The sequence below is a fragment of the Corynebacterium sp. HMSC074C03 genome (assembly GCF_001838285.1).
Lineage (GTDB): Bacteria > Actinomycetota > Actinomycetes > Mycobacteriales > Mycobacteriaceae > Corynebacterium > Corynebacterium amycolatum.
Genome location: NZ_KV836200.1, coordinates 17,537 through 36,149 on the forward strand (window position 1 = coordinate 17,537; position 18,613 = coordinate 36,149).

Genomic DNA, 18,613 nt, shown 5'->3' on the forward strand with positions numbered 1-18,613 from the left:
GGTTATCGGGAGAAAAAGAAGGTGGAAACGCAAAAGCCGTCGTCAAGCAAATGCTGCGTTGTGCAGTGCTTGACGACGGCTTGCGTAATCAGACCCTCGGTGGGGCAGATCCCTTAGCTGTGGGAACTAGACGCGCGACTTAACTTCGTCGAGGTTAGTTTCCGGGTGCTCGATCAGGTCTCGGTCTTCGAGACCCTTCGGCAGCAGGAACAGGGCAATCAGTGCCGGGATAGCCATGGCCATCAGGTAGACGGAGATGTAGAACGGGTTGCCGGTGGCGTCCATAATCATCTGGGCAATCATCGGAGCGAATGCGCCACCCAGGACCGCGCCGATGGCGTAAGCGATGGAAGCGCCGGAGTAGCGGACCTCAGCCGGGAACATCTCGGAGTACATGGCCGGCTGCGGACCGAAGGTCAGGGCCAGCGGCAGGGTGAGAACTGCGACGGTCATGATGTACAGGAACGGACCCTTATCCAGGAGGTTCCACATGACGGCCTCCCAAATCATAATCACGACGTAGCCGATGATGAAGGTCTTAGCGCGGCCGATACGGTCGGACCAAGCGCCAGCAAGGAACATGAAGATGGTCCAGCAGATACCGGCGACGAGAGTACCGGTCCATGCAACGGTTGCCGGGTAGCCCAGTGTCTTCTGTGCGTAAGCGCCGAAGAATGCAATCACGAGGTAACCGGTAGCCTGCTGAGCAGCGAAGATCAGGGCACCCTGGATGACCTTGCCCCAGTGGTTGCGGAAGAGCTCTGGCAGCGGAGCGGAGCGCTCGGCGGACTCAGCCTGCATAGCCTGGAAGACCGGGGACTCGTCGACGCTGCGGCGAATCATGTAACCAATCAGAACCAGGATGAAGGACAGCAGGAACGGCACACGCCAACCCCAGTCCATGTAGGCTTCCTCGCCGACGATAGCCATAACAATCAGCATGGTGCCGGTAGCCAGGGTCAGACCCAGCGGAACACCGGCCTGCGGGAATGCGCCGTAGATACCGCGCTTTTCCTTCGGTGCGTACTCCACGGACATCAGGGCGGCGCCGCCCCATTCGCCACCCGCGGAAAGGCCCTGGAAGATACGGAGCAGAACCAGCAGGATAGGCGCGGCAATGCCGATTGATTCATAGGTCGGCAGCAGACCGATGCAGAAAGTAGCTGCACCCATACCGATGAGGGTGAAGACCAGAATCATCTTGCGGCCGTAACGGTCACCGATATGGCCGGCGACGATAGCGCCAAGCGGGCGGAAGAGGAAGGAAATACCCAGGGTTGCCCAAGCGAGGACCTGGGCCACCTGTGGATTCGACTGTGCAGCAGGCTCGATGAAGTGCGGAGCAAGCACGATAGCTGCGGCCTGAGCGTAAATCAGGAAGTCATAAAACTCGATGGTCGTACCCACGAGAGTTCCCGTGAGCACCTGACGGCGCTGCTTGGGATCATTCGCGATGATCGAAGTAGTCATAAAAAACAAGACTTTCTTTACATACCCGTCCGCACGGCCATCGAGGACCTTGGCGATCTCAGCGGTCGCGCAGAAATCGCCCCAGGTTTTTCTCAGCCAGCGCTTGGGGAAAGGACAGAATGTTTGACGGTGTCGAATTCTTACACAGCCAGACCGGTAGCGACCAGCGTTTGAACTTCAGCGAGCGGTGACAAAAAGTGGGCAACGGGGGTAATGGGGGTTGGTGAATGACGGTAGATTTCCTTTGTTTGTGACCGATTCGCCCGTCCGTGTGTCTGAAAAAGGTGGTATCGGGGGTATGTAAAGGGTGTGGGGAAGGTGTTGCTTAATGACGGGCGGTTTCTGACTGAATTTCCGTGAGTTTGTGGTTGTTTGCATGCGAGGTTGTCTCAAATGGGGGAAATCTGCGTTTTATGGCAGTTCGGCTACCCCCATCTGAATTGATTTGTAATTATATAATCAGCAATATTGTGAATCTTGTGACAAAAGTGACGCAAGATATGGTTGAAATAACGGAAAAGTAACGATGTAGTGTCGAAAAGGACAATGCCCCCGGATGGGGCAGGCGACTGCAGCTGTTAAATTGCCCCCTGAGACGGGGGTGTGAGCCCCAGGTTTTAGGGGCATTTTGGTTGGAGGTGGCCCGAAGCGCCGAAACCACCCCGACACACCTTTTGTGGTTAGCCCCTGTAGCTCAATTTCCACCATTGCGCGTAAGGCGCAGGGGACCGTCGTAAAGTAAACGGCATGTCTTCTCACGCAGGAACTAACGGCAACGAAAATGAGGTACCTCACGGCAGCGCCAAGGCTAATAAAGGCATGCCGATGTGGTTGCTCTCCGCAATTGCAGTCTTCGCCGTCGCGTGGGGTGGCAACGAATTCACGCCGCTGATGGTGATGTACCGCGAAAATGCCGACCTGGCGCCGGTGTTCATTGACCTTCTATTGCTGGTCTACGCCCTCGGTATCGCGCCGGCACTGCTGATTTCTGGCCCAATCTCGGACCGTATCGGCCGTAAGCCGGTGATGCTCGCCGCGCCGGTTCTCTCGATTCTGGGGTCGACTCTTATTGCGTTGGGCGAGACTACCGCCCCGCTTATCCTTACCGGTCGCTTTATCTCTGGCTTGGCAGTCGGCATTGTCATGGCCGTGGGCGGCTCGTGGGTAAAAGAGCTCTCTGATCCGCGCTTTGACCCCAAGGCCAAGTCAACCTCGGGCGCGAAGCGTCAGTCCATGGCTCTGACCTTGGGCTTTGGTCTGGGTGCGGGAATTGCCGGCACGCTAGCGCAGTTCGCACCGCTGCCGGGGCAGCTGGCTTATATCATCCACATCCTGATTTCTATCCCGACAATCTTCGGTCTGTTGGCTGTGCCGGAGACCCGCCAGTCGCCGCACCTGGGCGGCAGCAACGCTCCGCACGAAAGCGTCTGGGAGTCCCTGCGTACCCCTTCGGTAACTAACCGTCGCTTCCTGCTCGTCGCCGCGATGGGAGCGCCGTGGGTCTTCGGTGCAGCCGGTGTTGCCTACGCAATCATTCCGTCGTTGCTGCAGGACCACGTCTCCCAGCCAGTGTTCTACTCCGCGATGGTCACACTGTTCGCGCTACTCTGCGGTTTCGGTATTCAGCAGATTGGTCCCCGCTTTGTGACCGAGCACAACGCCCGCGGTTCGCTAATCGCAATTGGCATTGTGGTTATCGGTATGGGCTTGGCGGCCTGGATGTCCACCAACCCCACCGCAGTGACGGCGTTCATTGCCGCGCTGGTGTTGGGTGCCGGCTACGGTCTGTCCATGTTTACCGGCCTCAACGAGGTGCAGCGCATCGCTGGCCCACGCGATATGGCTGGTCTGACCGGTATCTTCTACTGCCTGACCTACATCGGCTTCGCATTCCCGGCAATTCTGACCAAGCTCTCCGAGTCCATCTCCTGGATGACCTACCCGGTCATGCTCGGTGGCGGTATGGTCATCGCCATCTTGATGGGCTTGGTTATTTTCTTCAATTCCACTGTCAACCTGCCACAGCGCGCTGAGTAATCTCACATTCCTCGGAAGACTAATCAACCCCGTCAATGTGAGGTCGGCACACGTATAAGCGGTTTTCCTTACTAAGCGCCTATAGTTCTTCCTATGGAGAAGCACAAGAACGAATCACCGGCCACCGCGATGACAGAATCGTCGGCAAGCGCGAAACCGCGCGCGCTGGTGACGGGCGGTGCGGGATTTATCGGTTCGACGCTGGTTGACCGGCTGCTGGCTGAAGGATACGCGGTCACGGCGCTGGACGATCTCTCCCACGGAAAGCTGGAAAACCTCCAGCAGGCATCGCTTAACGACGACTTTGAGTTCATAACCGCCGATGTGCTGGAGGTGGACTGGGACGAGCTGCTCGAGCAAAGCGGCCCGGAGGTTATTTTCCACCTCGCAGCGCAGATTGATGTGCGGATTTCCGTGGCCGACCCGGTGCGGGATGCGACGCTGAACGTCATTGGCACAATCAAACTTGCCGATGCGGCCCGAAAGCACGGTGTCCGCAAGGTTGTGTTTACATCTTCGGGCGGTTCCATCTACGGCACGCCGGAGGAGCTTCCGGTGACGGAAAACGTGCCAGTCAATCCGATGAGCCCCTATGCCGCTTCAAAGGCGACGGGCGAACTGTACTTGAATATGTTCCGCAATCTTTACGGGCTCGAATGCTCGCACATCGCGCCGGCGAATGTGTACGGCCCGCGGCAGGATCCGCACGGCGAGGCCGGTGTGGTTGCTATTTTCGCCCAGCGACTGCTGGCGGGAGAGCCGACCAAGGTATTCGGTGACGGAGGAAATACCCGCGACTATGTCTATGTCGACGATGTGGTGGATGCTTTCTACCGCGCATCCGGCGAGGTCGGTGGTGGAATGCGCTTTAATATTGGCACCGGCGTAGAAACCTCGGATCGGCAGCTGCACTCGTTGGTGGCGCAGGCTGCGGATGCCGAGGATAATCCAGAGTTTGCACCGCCGCGCACTGGTGATGTGGCGCGGTCGGCGTTGGATCCCACGCGGGCGCGTGAGGTACTCGGCTGGGAGCCAGCTATGAGTATTCAGGAAGGTGTTGCTCGTACTGTGGAGTACTTCCGGAATCAGGGCTAGCGCAGCTTACGCGGGCGGCTTCGCGCAGTCGTCCGCGTAGGTTAGCCGTGAGTCAGCCAGGTTACTTGCCAGCTTCCTCCGCGCGCTTGGCGTGGATGAGAGCCAGCTCGATATTGTCCTCGAACACGTCGAGAGGCTGTGCGCCCGAGACGAACTGAGTACCAACGAGGAAGCCCGGAGTACCGGAAATGCCCAGCATGGAACCGAACTGGGTGGCATTCTCGACCGCCTCGGTCCACTTGCCGTCCTTAAGCTCGTTTTCAAAGCGCTTCATGTCCGGCACACCGGCCTCGCGAGCGACGGCAATCAGTTCCTTTTCAGTGAACTCCGGGTGGCCCTGGCCCTTTTCGCCGGCCTTCTTAAACAGCGCACGGGAGAACTCCCAGAACTTGCCCTGAGCTGCCGCGGCACGGCCGGCCTCAGCGTCCTTGATGGCCTTCTCACCATTGATGGCCATATCGTTCCACTCCAGGCGGACCAGTCCCTCATTGACGTACTTTTTCACGAGGGCAGACTCGGTTTCGTTTGCGAACTTCGCGCAGAACGGGCATTCGAAGTCCGAGTAGATTGAGATTACGACCGGCGCATCCACTGCACCGAGAGCAAAAGGATCATTTTCATTGCGGCGGTGGACATTGTCCATATCCTCCGGGGACTTCAGCTGCGCTCCCGCCTTTGGGCCGTAGATGCTGGCGTCGAAAGAGCCATTCGGGCCAGGTACAGGCGCAATTTCCCCCTTGCCTGGTGCAACGCCCGCCATGTTGACGGTGCTCACGCCGTTGAAGCTAGCCGAACGCGAGCCAGCGAAGAAGCCCGCTGCGCCGACAACGATCAATGCGACGACAGCTAGCGCCCATGCGGCGTTCGGAATCGAGTACCACGACTTGGTTTTTCCATCACTGTCGGCAGACCAGGACTCCAAGTCCTGCTCAGTGGGTACCGGCTGAGAAGCCTGCTGGGGTTCCTGCTGTGTCCCCTGCGGCGCTGCGTCTGCCGAGGGCTGCTGCGAATCGCCGCTATGGTCAGTGGCGATGTTGTCCTTATTTTCTTCGCTCATGGCTTCTATGGAACCACAGCCTCAGATTCACATGCGCTTAGCGTGCCGATTAGTCGGACGGAGCGTTGTTCTCGACGTTCGTCGCGCTGTCTTTTTGGCTGCTGCTCTGGCTGCCCGAAATCACAATTTCTTCTTCCGGACGCACAGCGGTCTTCAAGGCCACTGCACGAGCCAGTCGTGCGTAGCGTAGCTCCTGTTCGCGGAAGCGAATGTAGGACGACACCGTGGTAAACACGAACGCCAACACCAGTACGTAGAGCAGCAAATCGGTGCCCCGGTTCACACCAATCCAGTTGGCCACCACGGTCAGATCGTCGGGACGCACGATTGCCCACAGGCACGCGATGACGAAAACGACGAATCCCAGTTTCACGCCCGCCTTGGCGCGCGCTTTACGACGGTTAGCGACGAAGTAAGCGACCAGGCCCACCATCGCCAGCAGCAAAATAATTTGAACGATGGATGCGGTCATGGCAGCCTCTTCGAAATCAGGGAGTCGGCAAGGATATTGACACCGTTGAACAAGGATTGCCCTTTGGACATGGAGTATTCCGTGTAGAGGATATCCACCGGCTGCTCAGCGGTACGCCAACCTCTGCTGTCCATGACCTCGACAAATTCGGAGGCATGGCTCATGCCGTTCATGCGCAGGTTCAGTTGCTCTGCCACCGTGCGGTTGAAGGCGCGTAGGCCGTTGTGGGCGTCGGTAAGCCCGAGCCGGCGCGTGCGTGGTGACAACATGACCACCGTCTTGAGGACAATTCGCTTAATCAGCGGCACCTGGTCATCCTCGGCGCGAGGGCGGCCGAAACGGGTTCCCACAATGATGTCGATTGGTTCGGTGCGCAGTCGCTGCACCATAGCGACGACGTCCTTGACCTGGTGCTGGCCATCGGCGTCGAAGGTGACAAAGTACTTCGATCCAGCCTGCGCGCGAGCGTATTCCACGCCGGTCTGGATAGCGGCACCTTGACCCAAATTGACAGGGTGGTTGACCAGGTGAGCGCCGGCCCTGTGGATCTCCAGGCTGGAATTATCCGAAGAGCCGTCGTTGACCGCGACAATGTTGGGGAAGGTCTCGCGAGCGTGCTCGAGAACCTCACGAATAACCTGGCCCTCGTTGTAGCACGGCACAATCAGCCAGGTGTCCGAGAAATCCATGTTGTCAGTCATCGCTCCGAAGCCTACCGCACAAACAATCGTCGATATGCGCGTGACATGAGCTGAGTTGGCAAAAGTCGGAAAAGTGTCCGCACCGCCAAGTTAAATACCGCCCGCGGCCGGGAAATCAGTCCTTCAGCTACCAGCGTGCGCTGGAGCTGGCGTTCACTGCGGATGATGCCGCGCGAGGTTCGTCGCTCGAACATGCCGTCGGCGCGGAAGTACACCAGCGGCTCGGGCAGATTCTCAAACTTCGCGCCAGCGGCCATGAGACGCACCCAGAGGTCATAGTCCTCCATCAGACGGATGTCGCGATATCCGCCGACCTCACGCACTTTCGCCGTGCGCAGCATCGAGGAGGGGTTATTTACAGGCGAATTGATCTTGATATAACGTGCAATTTCGGCGTGCGTCTGCGGCAGAGTCCGCACGCGCACCACATTGTTCGGCGTGCCCTCGAACTCCGCCATTGCACTGCCCAATACATCCAACTCGGGGTCAGCGGTCAGCGCGTCCCACTGCTTTTCAAATCGGTCCGCACGCGCAATATCGTCCGCATCCAGCCGCGCCACCCATGGTGTTTCCACCAGCCGAAGACCCGCCTGCGAAGCCACTCCCGAGCCACCATTTTCCGCACACCGCAGCACTGTCATCTCCGAATGCGCCTGTTCATGCTTGACGACGACCCGGTCGAGTTCCTGCCCAATCGGGCCATCGATGACCACAATGACGTGCGCGGCCGGACGCGTCTGGTTCCACAGCGACTGCAGCGCAGTATCGAGCTGGTCGGGGACGACGCGGTGGTAGACGGTCATGAGAACCGTGAGGTTAGTGATGGTGGACATGTGAGTCTCGAACCTTGGGAGTTGCAGGGGGATATGGACGGTGCTTTTTGGGACGGCATCGGATGCGGGTGGTGTTATTCCACCGCAAAAGCCTCCGATACGGCTGACCTGGCAGCACGTGGGGAAAGTGTGCGCAGCGCAAGCAGGTGAATGGCAACACCTACTGCAGAGCCTACGGCGATAGCCGCGACCGTGCGTACCGACAGGTGCCCAGGGAGGAAAAGAATGGCAACGGCGATCGTGGTCGCAGCCAACCAACCGATCAGATACATATGGTGCTTCTCCACTGCCAAGGTGACCGAGCCGGTAATCATCAACATGGCGGTCAACGTCGCACCGAGCGTCAGCGCCGCGAGCACCGGCCCGGACACGTGATAGCTATCGTCCAGGATGAGAGTCATGATCCACGGGCCGATGAGCCATGCCAGGCCCGCCCCGAAGGTGCCGAAAGCAGCCAGCGCCCCCAACGGCTTGGCCAGCGCTGCCAGCACGCCCTCGGAGCGATGCCGGACAAAGCTCACAATGATGGCGTTTTGGAACTTCTCCAAGGGCATGAGCAGCGGAGCGCGGGTCAGCGTTACGGCGTAGGCGATTCCCGCAATGGTCACTGCTGCGGTGAAGTTGTTGGCATGCGGCGGGGTAAGTGACTCGGCTATCCCGGCGCCAGTGGTGACCGCTTCGCCGGCAATCTTGACGATTGTCGGAAAACCTGTGACCAGCACAGCAGATGCGCCAGATGCGCCCATGGCCGTGACCATGAGAGTGATGAAGCGGCGCACCGGGACGTCGGCACGCGCGAACATGACCGAGCGGGTTGCCGAGGAAAACAGCGCGAGAATAAGCCAACTGACTGTCCCGAACACCGTAATAATCAGCCAGGCCAGCAGACCCCAGCTGAAGTACCAGGCGACGAGTGCCAGTGCTACGCGCACGAGAATGTCGATCATGATTAGGGCGGCGTAGGGGCCCCACAGCTGGCGGCCGCTGAGCAGACCCGAGGTGGTGGCCTGCATCGAGTACAGAGCAAGGCCAGAGGCCATGAGCAGAATTGCAGTGCCGGCATCATCCTGCACGACCAGTGGGGCCCACAGCGGACCCGTCACTGCCATGGTGATGAAAGTAACTGCGGCGACGCCCAGCGAAACTGTGATGGGACGAGCGCCGAGAGTTTGACCCGTTTCGGTAGCTGTCTGCTCCTGTTCCTGCTCCGGCTTCTGCTCTGGGGTCTGTTCACGGGGCCGCTCCCGCTTCCGGTTCCGCGCTTCCGCAGCACCAATCGCGCGCGTGGTCTCCTGCATCAACCCGCCGAGAACACCCGTGAGCGCGAAGAACAGTCCCCAAAACGCCACGAACTGCAGGTTTATAGCATTGGGAAGTGCGCGGGCCGAAATAATCAGCACCGCGAAGCTGCCTATCGCCGCGACAATCGTGGCCAGCGACAACCATTTGAAACCGGACATTGACGTGCCTCTAGCTCTCTAGTCCTTGGCCTTCGAGTAGCCGAGCTTTGCAAACTGAGCAGCCAGCTTCTCGTCCACGATTGGAGCACCATTATCGCCGATGCCCTGGTCAGCAGGGGAGCGCGTCGGGTCAGCGGGGAAGTTTGGCAAGGAGCTGCGTGACAGCCAGGAGTCAAAGATGACATCCAGGTGCGAGGTGGTGATGCCACGCTCACGGCACACGCGGTTGGCCAGTGCGCGGAAGTCCACTGCATCGACCACACTGTGGCGGTTAGTGGTGGTCCACTTGCGCACCAGGTCAAAGAACACTTCGTCGCCCAGCAGCAGACGCAGAGCGTGCACAGTCAGCGCGCCGCGCTTGTACAGGCGGTCGTCGAACATCAGCTTTGGTCCCGGGTTGGCGATGACGATGTCCTGCTCTTCCTCAAGCAGATCCAGGTAGTGCTTGCGGGCGTGCACATCCGCGCTGGCACCACCGCTGACCTCGGACCACACCCACTCGGAGTAGCAGGCAAACCCTTCGTTGAGCCAGATATCGCGCCACTGCGAAATGCCGACACTGTTGCCGAACCACTGGTGCGACAACTCGTGGGCGATCAGTCGATTCCACGTGTCCTTGCCGTCGGCGTGGTTGGCACCGAAGATGGATAGTCCCTGAGCCTCAATGGGGATCTCCAGGTCATCCTCACAAATGACCACCTGGTAGGCGCGGAAGGGGTAAGGGCCAAAGAGCTTGGCGAACTCATCGAGCATGCGCCCCTGATCGCGGAAGTCATGACGGGCATTGGCCACCAAATCAGAGGGCACCCACGCCACCACGGTCGAGGTCTGGCACGGCAGCTCGACCTTCTTAAACTGACCGACATTGACGGTGGCCAGGTAGGAGGCCATGGGCTCCTCGGTGACAAACCGCCAGCGGCGGCGCGATCCGCCCACGTTCACCGGAGCGTCGGCAAGCCCTGGTGCGACGACTTCGTAGGGAGCGTCGGTGACCATCGTGAACTCGTAGAACGCCTTGACCTCGGGATCGTCATCGCAGGGGTACCACGATGCCGCGCCCACCGGCTGCGATGCCACGAGCGCACCGTTTTCCAGTTCCTCCCAGCCAATTTCGCCCCACTTCGAGCGCACCGGACGTGGCGTGCCCGAGTAAGTGACAATCAACTGCAGCGTCTCGTCGGGAGCTAGCTGGCGGTCAAAGGTGACTCGCAGCTTACGACCCGAATGGCGCCAACGCTTCACATCGATAGAGTGTGCCTGCGAATCGGAAATCGCATCCACCGAATCGGCCCCCAGCGCATCCGCAAAGTCGAGCGTGATGTGCGAGGTCCAGGCGTTGATCTCGATATGCAGAGTCGCCGTCGCCTTCAGACGATTCGGCCCGACCCGATAGTCGAGGTCCAGCTCGTATTTGTTCACCCGGAAACCCAGGTTGAACGCGATACCGGTATATGGATTAGTGAAATCAGCGCTACTCACGGCTGTTACCTTACTTGAGCTTGTTCCACAGCCACGTAGATATGAGCGCCTCGACAAACGCGACCTGCGAATTATCCGCTGCGCCCGCGTGCCCGCCCTCTGTGTTTTCGTGATAGTCCACCGGCTGTCCCGCCTCTTCCAGCAGCCACGCCAGGCTCCGCGCATGCGCCGGGTGGACACGGTCGTCCCTGGTGGAAGTCGTAATCAACGCCGGTGGGTAGGCGCGCTGCTCTCGCTTGACGACGCGCTGGACCGGCGAATACTGCGCAATCGCAGCCCGCTCGGTGGGGTCGTCCGGGTTTCCATACTCGGCCATCCACGAGGCTCCCGCGGACAGCCTGTGATAGCGCATCATGTCCGCCAGCGGCACCTGGGACACCACTGCGCCCACCAACTCCGGGTAGGAGGTGAGGCAGACAGCGGTCAGCAGGCCGCCGTTGGAACCACCGCGCACACCCAGCTGTTCACGCGTGCAGTAGCCACGTGCAACAAGGTCGCGCAGCACGGCCTGATGATCCTCATAGACCCTCATCCGCTCAGTCTTGACCACCGAGGAGTGCCAGGTCGGCCCGAATTCGCCACCGCCACGCAGGTTGGCCTCCACGAAGTAACCGCCGCGCTCGAGCCAGGTCAGGCCACGAATCGCCGAGTACTGCGGGACCAGCGAGACCTCGAAACCGCCGTAGGCGTGCACGAGGGTTGGGGCTGGGTTCGGAGTGGGGGCGTCTGTGGTTGTCTCCGCGCCTGTGCCAGCACCTGTACCAGCGCCCGCCTCCGCGCCGAAGCGGCCGGTGATGCGATACGGAATGCGCGTGCCATCGGCCGAGGTCGCCCAGTGCTGGCGAGTCTCCATCCCCTCACTGTCGAAGAGCGCCGGAGCACGCCGCACTTCCGTGAGCGGGCTGCCGACTTGCCCGTACCAGAGAGTTGCCGGCTGTGTTGCCGAGGTCGACACCAACCAAACCTCATCATCGCGTTCAGAGGCCGTATCAATCACGCTCACAGTGGCCTGTGCAGGTAACTCGCCGAAGGCCTCCACCGGCTCCCACGAGCCCTCCCGCAAGACAACCAACTTCGTCGCGACATCCTCCAACAGCGTCAGCACCAGGAAGTTCTTCGTCCACGCGAGCTGCTGGAACGACGTGTGCGCATCCGGGGTGAAAATCACCTCCACCTCACGCGAGCCCGCCAGCCACTTTTCTAGCTCCACAACAGCCACACCACCAGCCGGAATGCCGTTGAACTCCGCGCGCGGCATCAGCACCAGCCATTGCCTATGGACACTCGTACGACAGTCCTGCGGCACCTCCAGAATCTGCAGCGAAAAGTCCCCATTCTGCTGCGCCGCCAACTTGCCCGAACGCTCCGCTGCCACGAACCGCTGCGAATTATAAAAATCATGCGCACGCTCGACAAACAGCCGCTCGAAACCTTCCGTCGCGTCGAACCAGCCGCCCACGGCCACATCATCACTGTGGCCCGAGAAAATCACATCCGCGCTTGACGACGGCATGCCGCGCCGCCACCTACGCACCTGCCGCGGGTAGCCCGAATCCGTCAGCGAGCCCGGACCAAAGTCACTACCAACAAGAATTTCATCGTGGTCCACCCAACAGACATCGGACTTCGCCTCCGGGAGGTAGAACGGCTCATCCTCCACGAAAGTGCAGGTAACGAGGCCGAACTCCCGCACTACGGTGGCATCAGCGCCGCCGCGGGAGAGCATGATCAACGCGCGGTCATACTCCGGATAACGGCACACCGTACCCTTCCAGACCCAGTTTTCCCCCTCGGCTTTCGCCAGCGCATCGAGATCGATGAGTACTTCCCACTCGGTTGCCTGCGGATCTTCCTGGCCAGCTAGATAGCTCTGCAAGGAGGTGCGCCGCCACAGACCCCGCGGATGCTCGGCATCTCGCCAGAAGTTATAGAGGTACTCACCACGGCGCACCGGATACGCGATTCGGGCATCGGTGTTGAGCGCAGCCAGGATGCGCTGTTCCAAGTTGGTGCGGTCGCGGGTGTCGTCGGCAAGCGAATCGACGCCTGCGACGGTGGCCTCCGACTGCGCGCGCGCCCACGTCAGCGCCTGGGAACCGTCGATATCGTCCAGCCAATCTGGGACAAGGTCGGTGGAGAGGAAGGAGGAATCGTTACCCGTGTTGTTGCCGGTGTCGTTGCCCATGTCCACCACCGTAGCCCACCGCTGAAGGTAAAAAGTGGGGTTTGCCGGGTGGGCTTGCGAGGTGAAGTAAAGCTAAGTCGTGCGTAGACTTGTGCACGTGGCTGAACATTTTGATCTTGTAGTACTCGGCGGCGGTCCTGGCGGATACGTCGCAGCAATCCGTGCATCCCAGCTGGGTCTGAAGACTGCTGTGGTGGAGAAGCAATACTGGGGCGGTGTCTGCCTCAATGTTGGCTGTATTCCATCCAAGTCTCTGTTGAAGAACGCCGAGGTGGCGCACATTTTCAACCATGAGGCTAAGACCTTCGGTATCTCCGGCGATGTCTCCTTTGACTTCGGTGCCGCACACGCGCGTTCGCGCAAGGTGTCCGCGGGCATCGTCAAGGGTGTTCATTTCCTGATGAAGAAGAACAAGATTACCGAAATCAACGGTTTCGGTGAATTCACTGGCCCGACTTCGATGGCCATCACTGATGGCGATGACGAGGGCAAGGAAATTACCTTCGACAAGGCGATTATTGCGACCGGCTCTGTCGTCCGATCCCTGCCGGGTGTTGAGGTCGGCGGCAACATTGTTTCCTACGAGGAGCAGATTCTCTCCGACGAGCTGCCGGACTCCATGGTCATCGTCGGTGCTGGCGCTATTGGTATGGAATTCGCATACGTCCTGGCCAACTACGGCGTGGACGTCACCATCGTCGAGTTCATGGACAACGTTCTGCCGAACGAGGACGCAGACGTCTCCAAGGTTATTGCCAAGGAATACAAGAAGCTGGGCGTCAAGCTCATGACCGGGCACAAGACCACCTCCATCGAGGACAATGGTGACTCGGTTGAGGTCAAGGTTGAGGCCAAGGATGGCGGCGACGAGCAGACTCTGACCGTTGACCGCGTTATGGTCTCCATCGGCTTCGCACCGCGCACTGAGGGCATCGGCCTGGACAAGGCCGGTGTTGAGCTGGGTGAACGCGGCGAGATTGTCATCGACGAGTACATGCGCACCAATGTCGACAACATCTACGCCATCGGTGACGTCACCATGAAGCTGCAGCTGGCACACGTTGCCGAGGCGCAGGGCGTTATCGCAGCTGAGCACATGGCTGGTCACGAGACCGAGACCATCCCGGACTACAACATGATGCCGCGCGCAACCTTCTGTAACCCGCAGGTTGGTTCCTTCGGTAAGACCGAGGCGCAGGCCAAGAAGTGGGCAGAGGAGAACGGCCGTGAGATTAAGGTTTCCACCTTCCCGTTCTCTGCAAACGGTAAGGCGCAGGGCCTGGCGGAGCCGGCAGGATTCGTGAAGCTCATTGCAGATGCCGAGTACGGCGAGCTGCTGGGTGGCCACATGGTGGGCGCCAACGTTTCCGAGCTCATGCCGCAGCTGGTCCTGGCTGAGAAGTACGAGCTGACCACTGAGGAAATCGGCCGCGCCGTCCACATTCACCCGACCATGTCCGAGGCCATGAAGGAAGCAGCCGAGGGCGTTATGGGCAAGATGATCAACCTGTAAGAGGTTGTGGCTCTGCCCTGGGGCCAGTTTTCGCTGGTCCCGGCTCAGGCAGATACGAGTTAGTGCTTAAGTTTATGACAGTTTGACCGTGAAAATCGGTGCGAAAGTGTCATAAACTTAAGCACTTTCTTTTTGGGGTCTTTCTTTTTGGGGTCTTCCTCCGCAAACCAAGCCCCCGCAAACAGGCCAACCCTGCGCCCGTCGTAAAGCGAATTAGTACGGTGAGACGGTGGAGCGGTGCATGTTGATGTCGATATCCCGATGAATCGGCGGGAACGCGCGCTGCGGACATGCCTCGCGGGAGCAGACCCTGCAGCCGGCACCGATCGGAGTGGCGGCGTCGAGGTCCGCGAGATCGAGACCATCGGCGTACACGGTGCGCTCAGCGTGACGGGCCTCGCAGCCCAAACCGATGGCAAAAACCTTGCCTGGCTTGCCGAAACGCGCCGCATGATGTTCCACGGTCCGCGAGATCCACATGTACGGCCGACCATCCGGCATGAGCGCGACCTGCCGCATGACTTTGCCGGGATAGGAGAAGGTCTCGTAGACGTTCCACAGTGGGCAGGTACCGCCCGAATGCGTGAAGTGGAAGCCGGTGGCGGATTGGCGTTTGGACATGTTGCCCGCGCGGTCGACGCGCACGAATGTCCACGGGATACCGCGCAAGCTGGGCCGTTGCATTGTGGACAGGCGGTGGCAGATGGTCTCGTAGCCGACTCCATACGTGCGCGAGAGCAGCTCGATGTCGTAGCGTTTCGACTCAGCCATCGCATGGAACGACTCATACGGCAGAATCAGCGCCGCCGCGTAGTACGTCGCGACTCCGCGTTGCGCCAGCTTCCGCGACTCCTCCGACATGAAATGCCCGGACGCGACAGCCTCGGAAATGGTCTCGCCCTGCTCCAAAAACCCCAGCTCCGTGGCCATACGGAAGGCCCGCTGCCCCGGTGAGAGGTGCCGCGCGAGGTAGAGCGTCTTCGTCCGCCGATCAAGGCTGTGCTGCACATCGCCTAACGACGATTCCAGCGCAATCCGAATCCCATGGTCGTTGGACAGCCTGTCGGCCAGCACAGAGACCACATCGGTGGTCTCGTCGGTGATGCGCAGCTCGCGAGCCAGCTCCTCGGCGGCGGTGTCGACCGAAGCGATGTAGTTCTGGCGGGCATAGAAGTAGTCGCGGACTTCCTCGTGTGGCATGGTCAGCGCCTGTGAGCCGGAGGCGGTGTCGGTGCTGTTGCCGAAGTTGCGCTCTTCGGTGGCCAGGGAGAGTTTGTCGGTGACGTTGCGGTAGCGGCGGTGGATGTCCACCATGATGCGGGCGATGTCGGGGTGGTCGCGGACCATTTCCGAGATTTCCTGCAGGTCCATGGGGGACTTGGCGATCTCTTTGTCCATCACCACATCTTGGACCTCAGCGAGGAGGCGGGAGTCGTCATCGCGGGAGAAGAAAGTCGCGTCAACGCCGAATGTGTCCGTGATACGAAGCAGAACAGGAACGGTCAGCGGGCGGACGTCGTGCTCGATCTGGTTGACGTAACTAGCCGAGAGGCCCAACGCCTGCGCGAGCGCGGCCTGGCTGAGGTCGCGCTCGCGGCGTAGCTGGCGGAGGCGGGATCCGACATAGGTTTTCGACATACTGCCCAGCATATCGCGGGCTTTGCTGGATTTGTGTAGAAAACTGTTGCAACCTTTGCTTAGGTGTTCAGACGCTCAGGTTCCCAGTCGCGCTTCACGACGGGGCGGAGTCGACATGTCGATGAACATACAAAAACACCCAGCGATGGCTGCAAGTGCAGCCCTCACTGGGTGTTGAAGTTAGGTCTTAGACCTACGCCCTAAGCCGAGTGACTTAGAACTGGCCCTCCTCGGTGGAGCCCTTCAGGGCGGTGGTGGAGGAGTTCGGGTCGACGGTGGTGGCGATGCGGTCGAAGTAGCCTGCGCCAACCTCGCGCTGGTGCTTGACAGCGGTGAAGCCGCGCTTCTCGGCAGCCTCGAACTCGCGGTTCTGCAGGTCGACGAATGCGGACATCTGCTCGCGAGCGTAGCCGTAAGCCAGGTCGAACATGCCGTAGTTCAGGGCGTGGAAGCCAGCCAGGGTAATGAACTGGAACTTGAAGCCCATCTTGCCCAGCTCGTTCTGGAACTTGGCAATCTCGTCCTTCTCGAGGTGAGCGGACCAGTTGAAGGACGGGGAGCAGTTGTAAGCCAGGAGCTGGTCCGGGTACTCAGCCTTGACACCCTCAGCGAACTTCTTAGCCAGCTCGAGGTCCGGAGTACCGGTCTCCATCCAGATCATGTCAGCGTACGGAGCGTAGGACTTCGCACGGTCGATGCACGGCTCCAGGCCGTTCTGGAGGTGGTAGAAGCCCTCAGAGGTGCGGTCACCGGTGATGAACTTCTGGTCGCGCTCATCAACGTCGGAGGTGATGAGGGTAGCGGCCTCAGCGTCGGTGCGGGCGATGATGACGGTCGGGGTGTTGGAGACGTCAGCAGCCAGGCGAGCAGAGGTCAGGGTACGGATGTGCTGCTGGGTCGGGATCAGGACCTTGCCGCCCAGGTGGCCACACTTCTTCTCAGAAGCGAGCTGGTCCTCCCAGTGGGTACCAGCGGCACCAGCGTTGATCATGGCCTTCTGCAGCTCGTAGACGTTCAGAGCGCCACCGAAGCCAGCCTCACCGTCAGCGACGATCGGCAGCAGCCAGTTGTCGACAGAGTCGTCGCCCTCGATACGAGCGATCTCGTCGGCACGGAGCAGAGCGTTGTTGATGCGGCGAACGACGCTCGGCACGGAGTTAGCCGGGTACAGGGACTGGTCCGGGTAGGTCTGACCAGCCAGGTTGGCGTCACCGGCGACCTGCCAACCGGAGAGGTAGACAGCCTTCAGGCCAGCGCGAGCCTGCTGAACGGCCATGTTACCGGTCAGTGCACCCAGAGCGTTGATGTAGGAATCATCCTCAACGTTGACGCCTTCCCACAGGATCTCAGCGCCGCGGCGAGCGAGGGTGTTCTCCTCGACGACGGTGCCCTGGAGCTCAGCAACCTGCTCAGCGGTGTAGTCGCGGGTGATACCTTCCCAGCGCGGGTTCTCGTCCCAATCCTTCTGGATTTCGGCGGCGGTACGTGCCTTACCAACGTTAGACATAAACGGAGTCACTTCCTTTTGCTTGCTTTTTGAACTCCGGGTGCTGACTTAAGAACAATTCCAACAGAACCGATCTACAGGCTGACCCGATAGTGACCGCGGTGTCACTTGAATGCAGGGGACGGCAGGAAAGTGCTGCACCCCTACACACAAACACGTGGACAAAAACAATGTCCGCTTCCGCGTGCCATATTTCACATTTTGGGGCATAGCGTTGAGTTCGTCAAGCAGCTTAGGGTGTGAATTCAAGTATGTAACCCGAATAACACTTGCGAAGATTGCAAACATTGCAATGTGTAGCTTGGGTTTAGTGAATTTCGCCTGTGACCGGCCGGTACATTTGTACTGTTATTTCTCTGTGGTGGTCTCGCTAATAATGCTCCCCCCGCTTTGGGGTGATTTATATTTTGGTAAATATCGAATTATGTCGCTAACACTGTTGGGAGTTTAGGGGGTGGCCAGTTACCCCCGAAATTGCGGCCGTGGAAGCAGAAACGGGCTTCCAAATACACCGCCAACATGCCGCCAATACCCCGACTGAATCTCCCTGGGGAGTGGCTAGAGTTCCGGCTGTCGTCTCGCATTCGTGGCGTGGCTCGAAGGCGGGTGCTGCTCCGGCGCGATTGGTCAGTGGCCCTTGAGATGCAGGTCACAACAGTAAAGCTCTGTGCGGGATAGGGTTTTCTCGTCGCGTGTGGTGTTCGGTGGTCAAGGAAAGAGCGGCAGGCGTGTCGGGGTCAACGCGGGTGGGAAGAGTGATTTGTGGCCCCCAAGATGGAATGCCCGAATGGTCATTTGGAAGGGGTGGGGTTTGCTCGCGAGGGGATTCGTCGTAAAGCGAAAGAAATGGCAAATGTGAGCGGCGCTATACCGGGCTGGCGGTTGGGGGTTATGAAAAAAGACGGTCCATAAGTGCGCCGAATCACATACAGTAGGGGAACAACGCATCCAGTGCGTGAGCCGCTGACGTGGCTGTGGCTGGATGGGCAGATTGCAATCAATAGTTTTGAGGAGAGCAATGGCACAGCGTATTTCGGCAGGTGGAATGCAGGTCGCGAAGGTTCTTTACGACTTTGTTAATGACACCGCACTCCCCGCCGCCGGCATTGAGGACAAGGACGCGTTCTGGAACGGCTTTGGTGACATTGTCGCTAAGTACACTCCGC

Annotated in this window: 13 protein-coding genes; 3 read left to right on the forward strand and 10 right to left on the reverse strand. The window is 59.7% G+C overall.

The genetic code is table 11. The annotated features are described in order from the left end of the window. Positions 1-126: 126 nt before the first annotated feature. Positions 127-1,470 (reverse strand): MFS transporter, encoded by a 1,344-nt coding sequence (locus HMPREF2847_RS03280; RefSeq protein WP_070851525.1) that lies wholly within the window; start codon positions 1,468-1,470, stop codon positions 127-129. Positions 1,471-2,217: 747 nt separating this feature from the next. On the opposite strand from HMPREF2847_RS03280, the gene HMPREF2847_RS03285 reads away from it, so the two are divergent. Together HMPREF2847_RS03285 and HMPREF2847_RS03290 are read left to right on the forward strand one after the other, a co-directional pair. After that, complete coding sequence (locus tag HMPREF2847_RS03285) at positions 2,218-3,507, forward strand: MFS transporter (RefSeq protein ID WP_070851526.1); 1,290 nt, start codon at positions 2,218-2,220, stop codon at positions 3,505-3,507. A 129-nt stretch (positions 3,508-3,636) separates the two neighbouring features. Then, positions 3,637-4,602 carry a GDP-mannose 4,6-dehydratase gene (locus HMPREF2847_RS03290; protein ID WP_070851532.1) on the forward strand — a complete coding sequence of 322 codons (966 nt, stop codon included), beginning with the start codon at positions 3,637-3,639 and terminating at the stop codon, positions 4,600-4,602. Positions 4,603-4,663: 61 nt separating this feature from the next. On the opposite strand, the gene HMPREF2847_RS03295 is transcribed toward HMPREF2847_RS03290, so the two are convergent. The 7 genes from HMPREF2847_RS03295 to HMPREF2847_RS03325 all read right to left on the reverse strand — a co-directional run bounded on the left by HMPREF2847_RS03295 (position 4,664) and on the right by HMPREF2847_RS03325 (position 12,789). Further along, positions 4,664-5,659 carry a DsbA family protein gene (locus HMPREF2847_RS03295; RefSeq protein ID WP_070851527.1) on the reverse strand — a complete coding sequence of 332 codons (996 nt, stop codon included), beginning with the start codon at positions 5,657-5,659 and terminating at the stop codon, positions 4,664-4,666. 49 nt (positions 5,660-5,708) lie between these two features. Continuing rightward, the gene (locus HMPREF2847_RS03300) at positions 5,709-6,131 is read right to left on the reverse strand and encodes a DUF2304 domain-containing protein (RefSeq protein ID WP_070851528.1); all 423 of its coding nucleotides are present in this window, start codon (positions 6,129-6,131) and stop codon (positions 5,709-5,711) included. Next, positions 6,128-6,820 (reverse strand): glycosyltransferase family 2 protein, encoded by a 693-nt coding sequence (locus tag HMPREF2847_RS03305; RefSeq protein WP_038629309.1) that lies wholly within the window; start codon positions 6,818-6,820, stop codon positions 6,128-6,130. Before HMPREF2847_RS03305 ends, HMPREF2847_RS03300 begins: the two co-directional genes overlap by 4 nt. Before the next feature lie 23 nt (positions 6,821-6,843). Then, complete coding sequence (locus tag HMPREF2847_RS03310) at positions 6,844-7,665, reverse strand: glycosyltransferase (protein WP_070851529.1); 822 nt, start codon at positions 7,663-7,665, stop codon at positions 6,844-6,846. A gap of 74 nt (positions 7,666-7,739) precedes the next feature. Continuing rightward, positions 7,740-9,125 (reverse strand): polysaccharide biosynthesis protein, encoded by a 1,386-nt coding sequence (locus HMPREF2847_RS03315; protein ID WP_070601331.1) that lies wholly within the window; start codon positions 9,123-9,125, stop codon positions 7,740-7,742. A gap of 18 nt (positions 9,126-9,143) precedes the next feature. Continuing rightward, positions 9,144-10,604: a M1 family metallopeptidase gene (locus HMPREF2847_RS03320; protein ID WP_070851530.1), complete on the reverse strand. Its 1,461-nt coding sequence runs from the start codon at positions 10,602-10,604 to the stop codon at positions 9,144-9,146. Between the two features lie 10 nt (positions 10,605-10,614). Beyond that, positions 10,615-12,789 carry a prolyl oligopeptidase family serine peptidase gene (locus HMPREF2847_RS03325; RefSeq protein WP_083327310.1) on the reverse strand — a complete coding sequence of 725 codons (2,175 nt, stop codon included), beginning with the start codon at positions 12,787-12,789 and terminating at the stop codon, positions 10,615-10,617. A 97-nt stretch (positions 12,790-12,886) separates the two neighbouring features. Between HMPREF2847_RS03325 and lpdA the strand changes: the two genes are divergently transcribed. Continuing rightward, positions 12,887-14,302, forward strand: a complete 1,416-nt coding sequence (lpdA, locus tag HMPREF2847_RS03330; RefSeq protein ID WP_048759388.1) for a dihydrolipoyl dehydrogenase — start codon at positions 12,887-12,889, stop codon at positions 14,300-14,302. Positions 14,303-14,515: 213 nt separating this feature from the next. On the opposite strand, the gene ramB is transcribed toward lpdA, so the two are convergent. Both ramB and aceA read right to left on the reverse strand, forming a co-directional pair. Continuing rightward, positions 14,516-15,940 carry an acetate metabolism transcriptional regulator RamB gene (ramB, locus tag HMPREF2847_RS03335; protein WP_038629316.1) on the reverse strand — a complete coding sequence of 475 codons (1,425 nt, stop codon included), beginning with the start codon at positions 15,938-15,940 and terminating at the stop codon, positions 14,516-14,518. Between the two features lie 214 nt (positions 15,941-16,154). Then, positions 16,155-17,447, reverse strand: a complete 1,293-nt coding sequence (gene aceA / locus HMPREF2847_RS03340; protein WP_048759351.1) for an isocitrate lyase — start codon at positions 17,445-17,447, stop codon at positions 16,155-16,157. Positions 17,448-18,613: the final 1,166 nt, after the last annotated feature.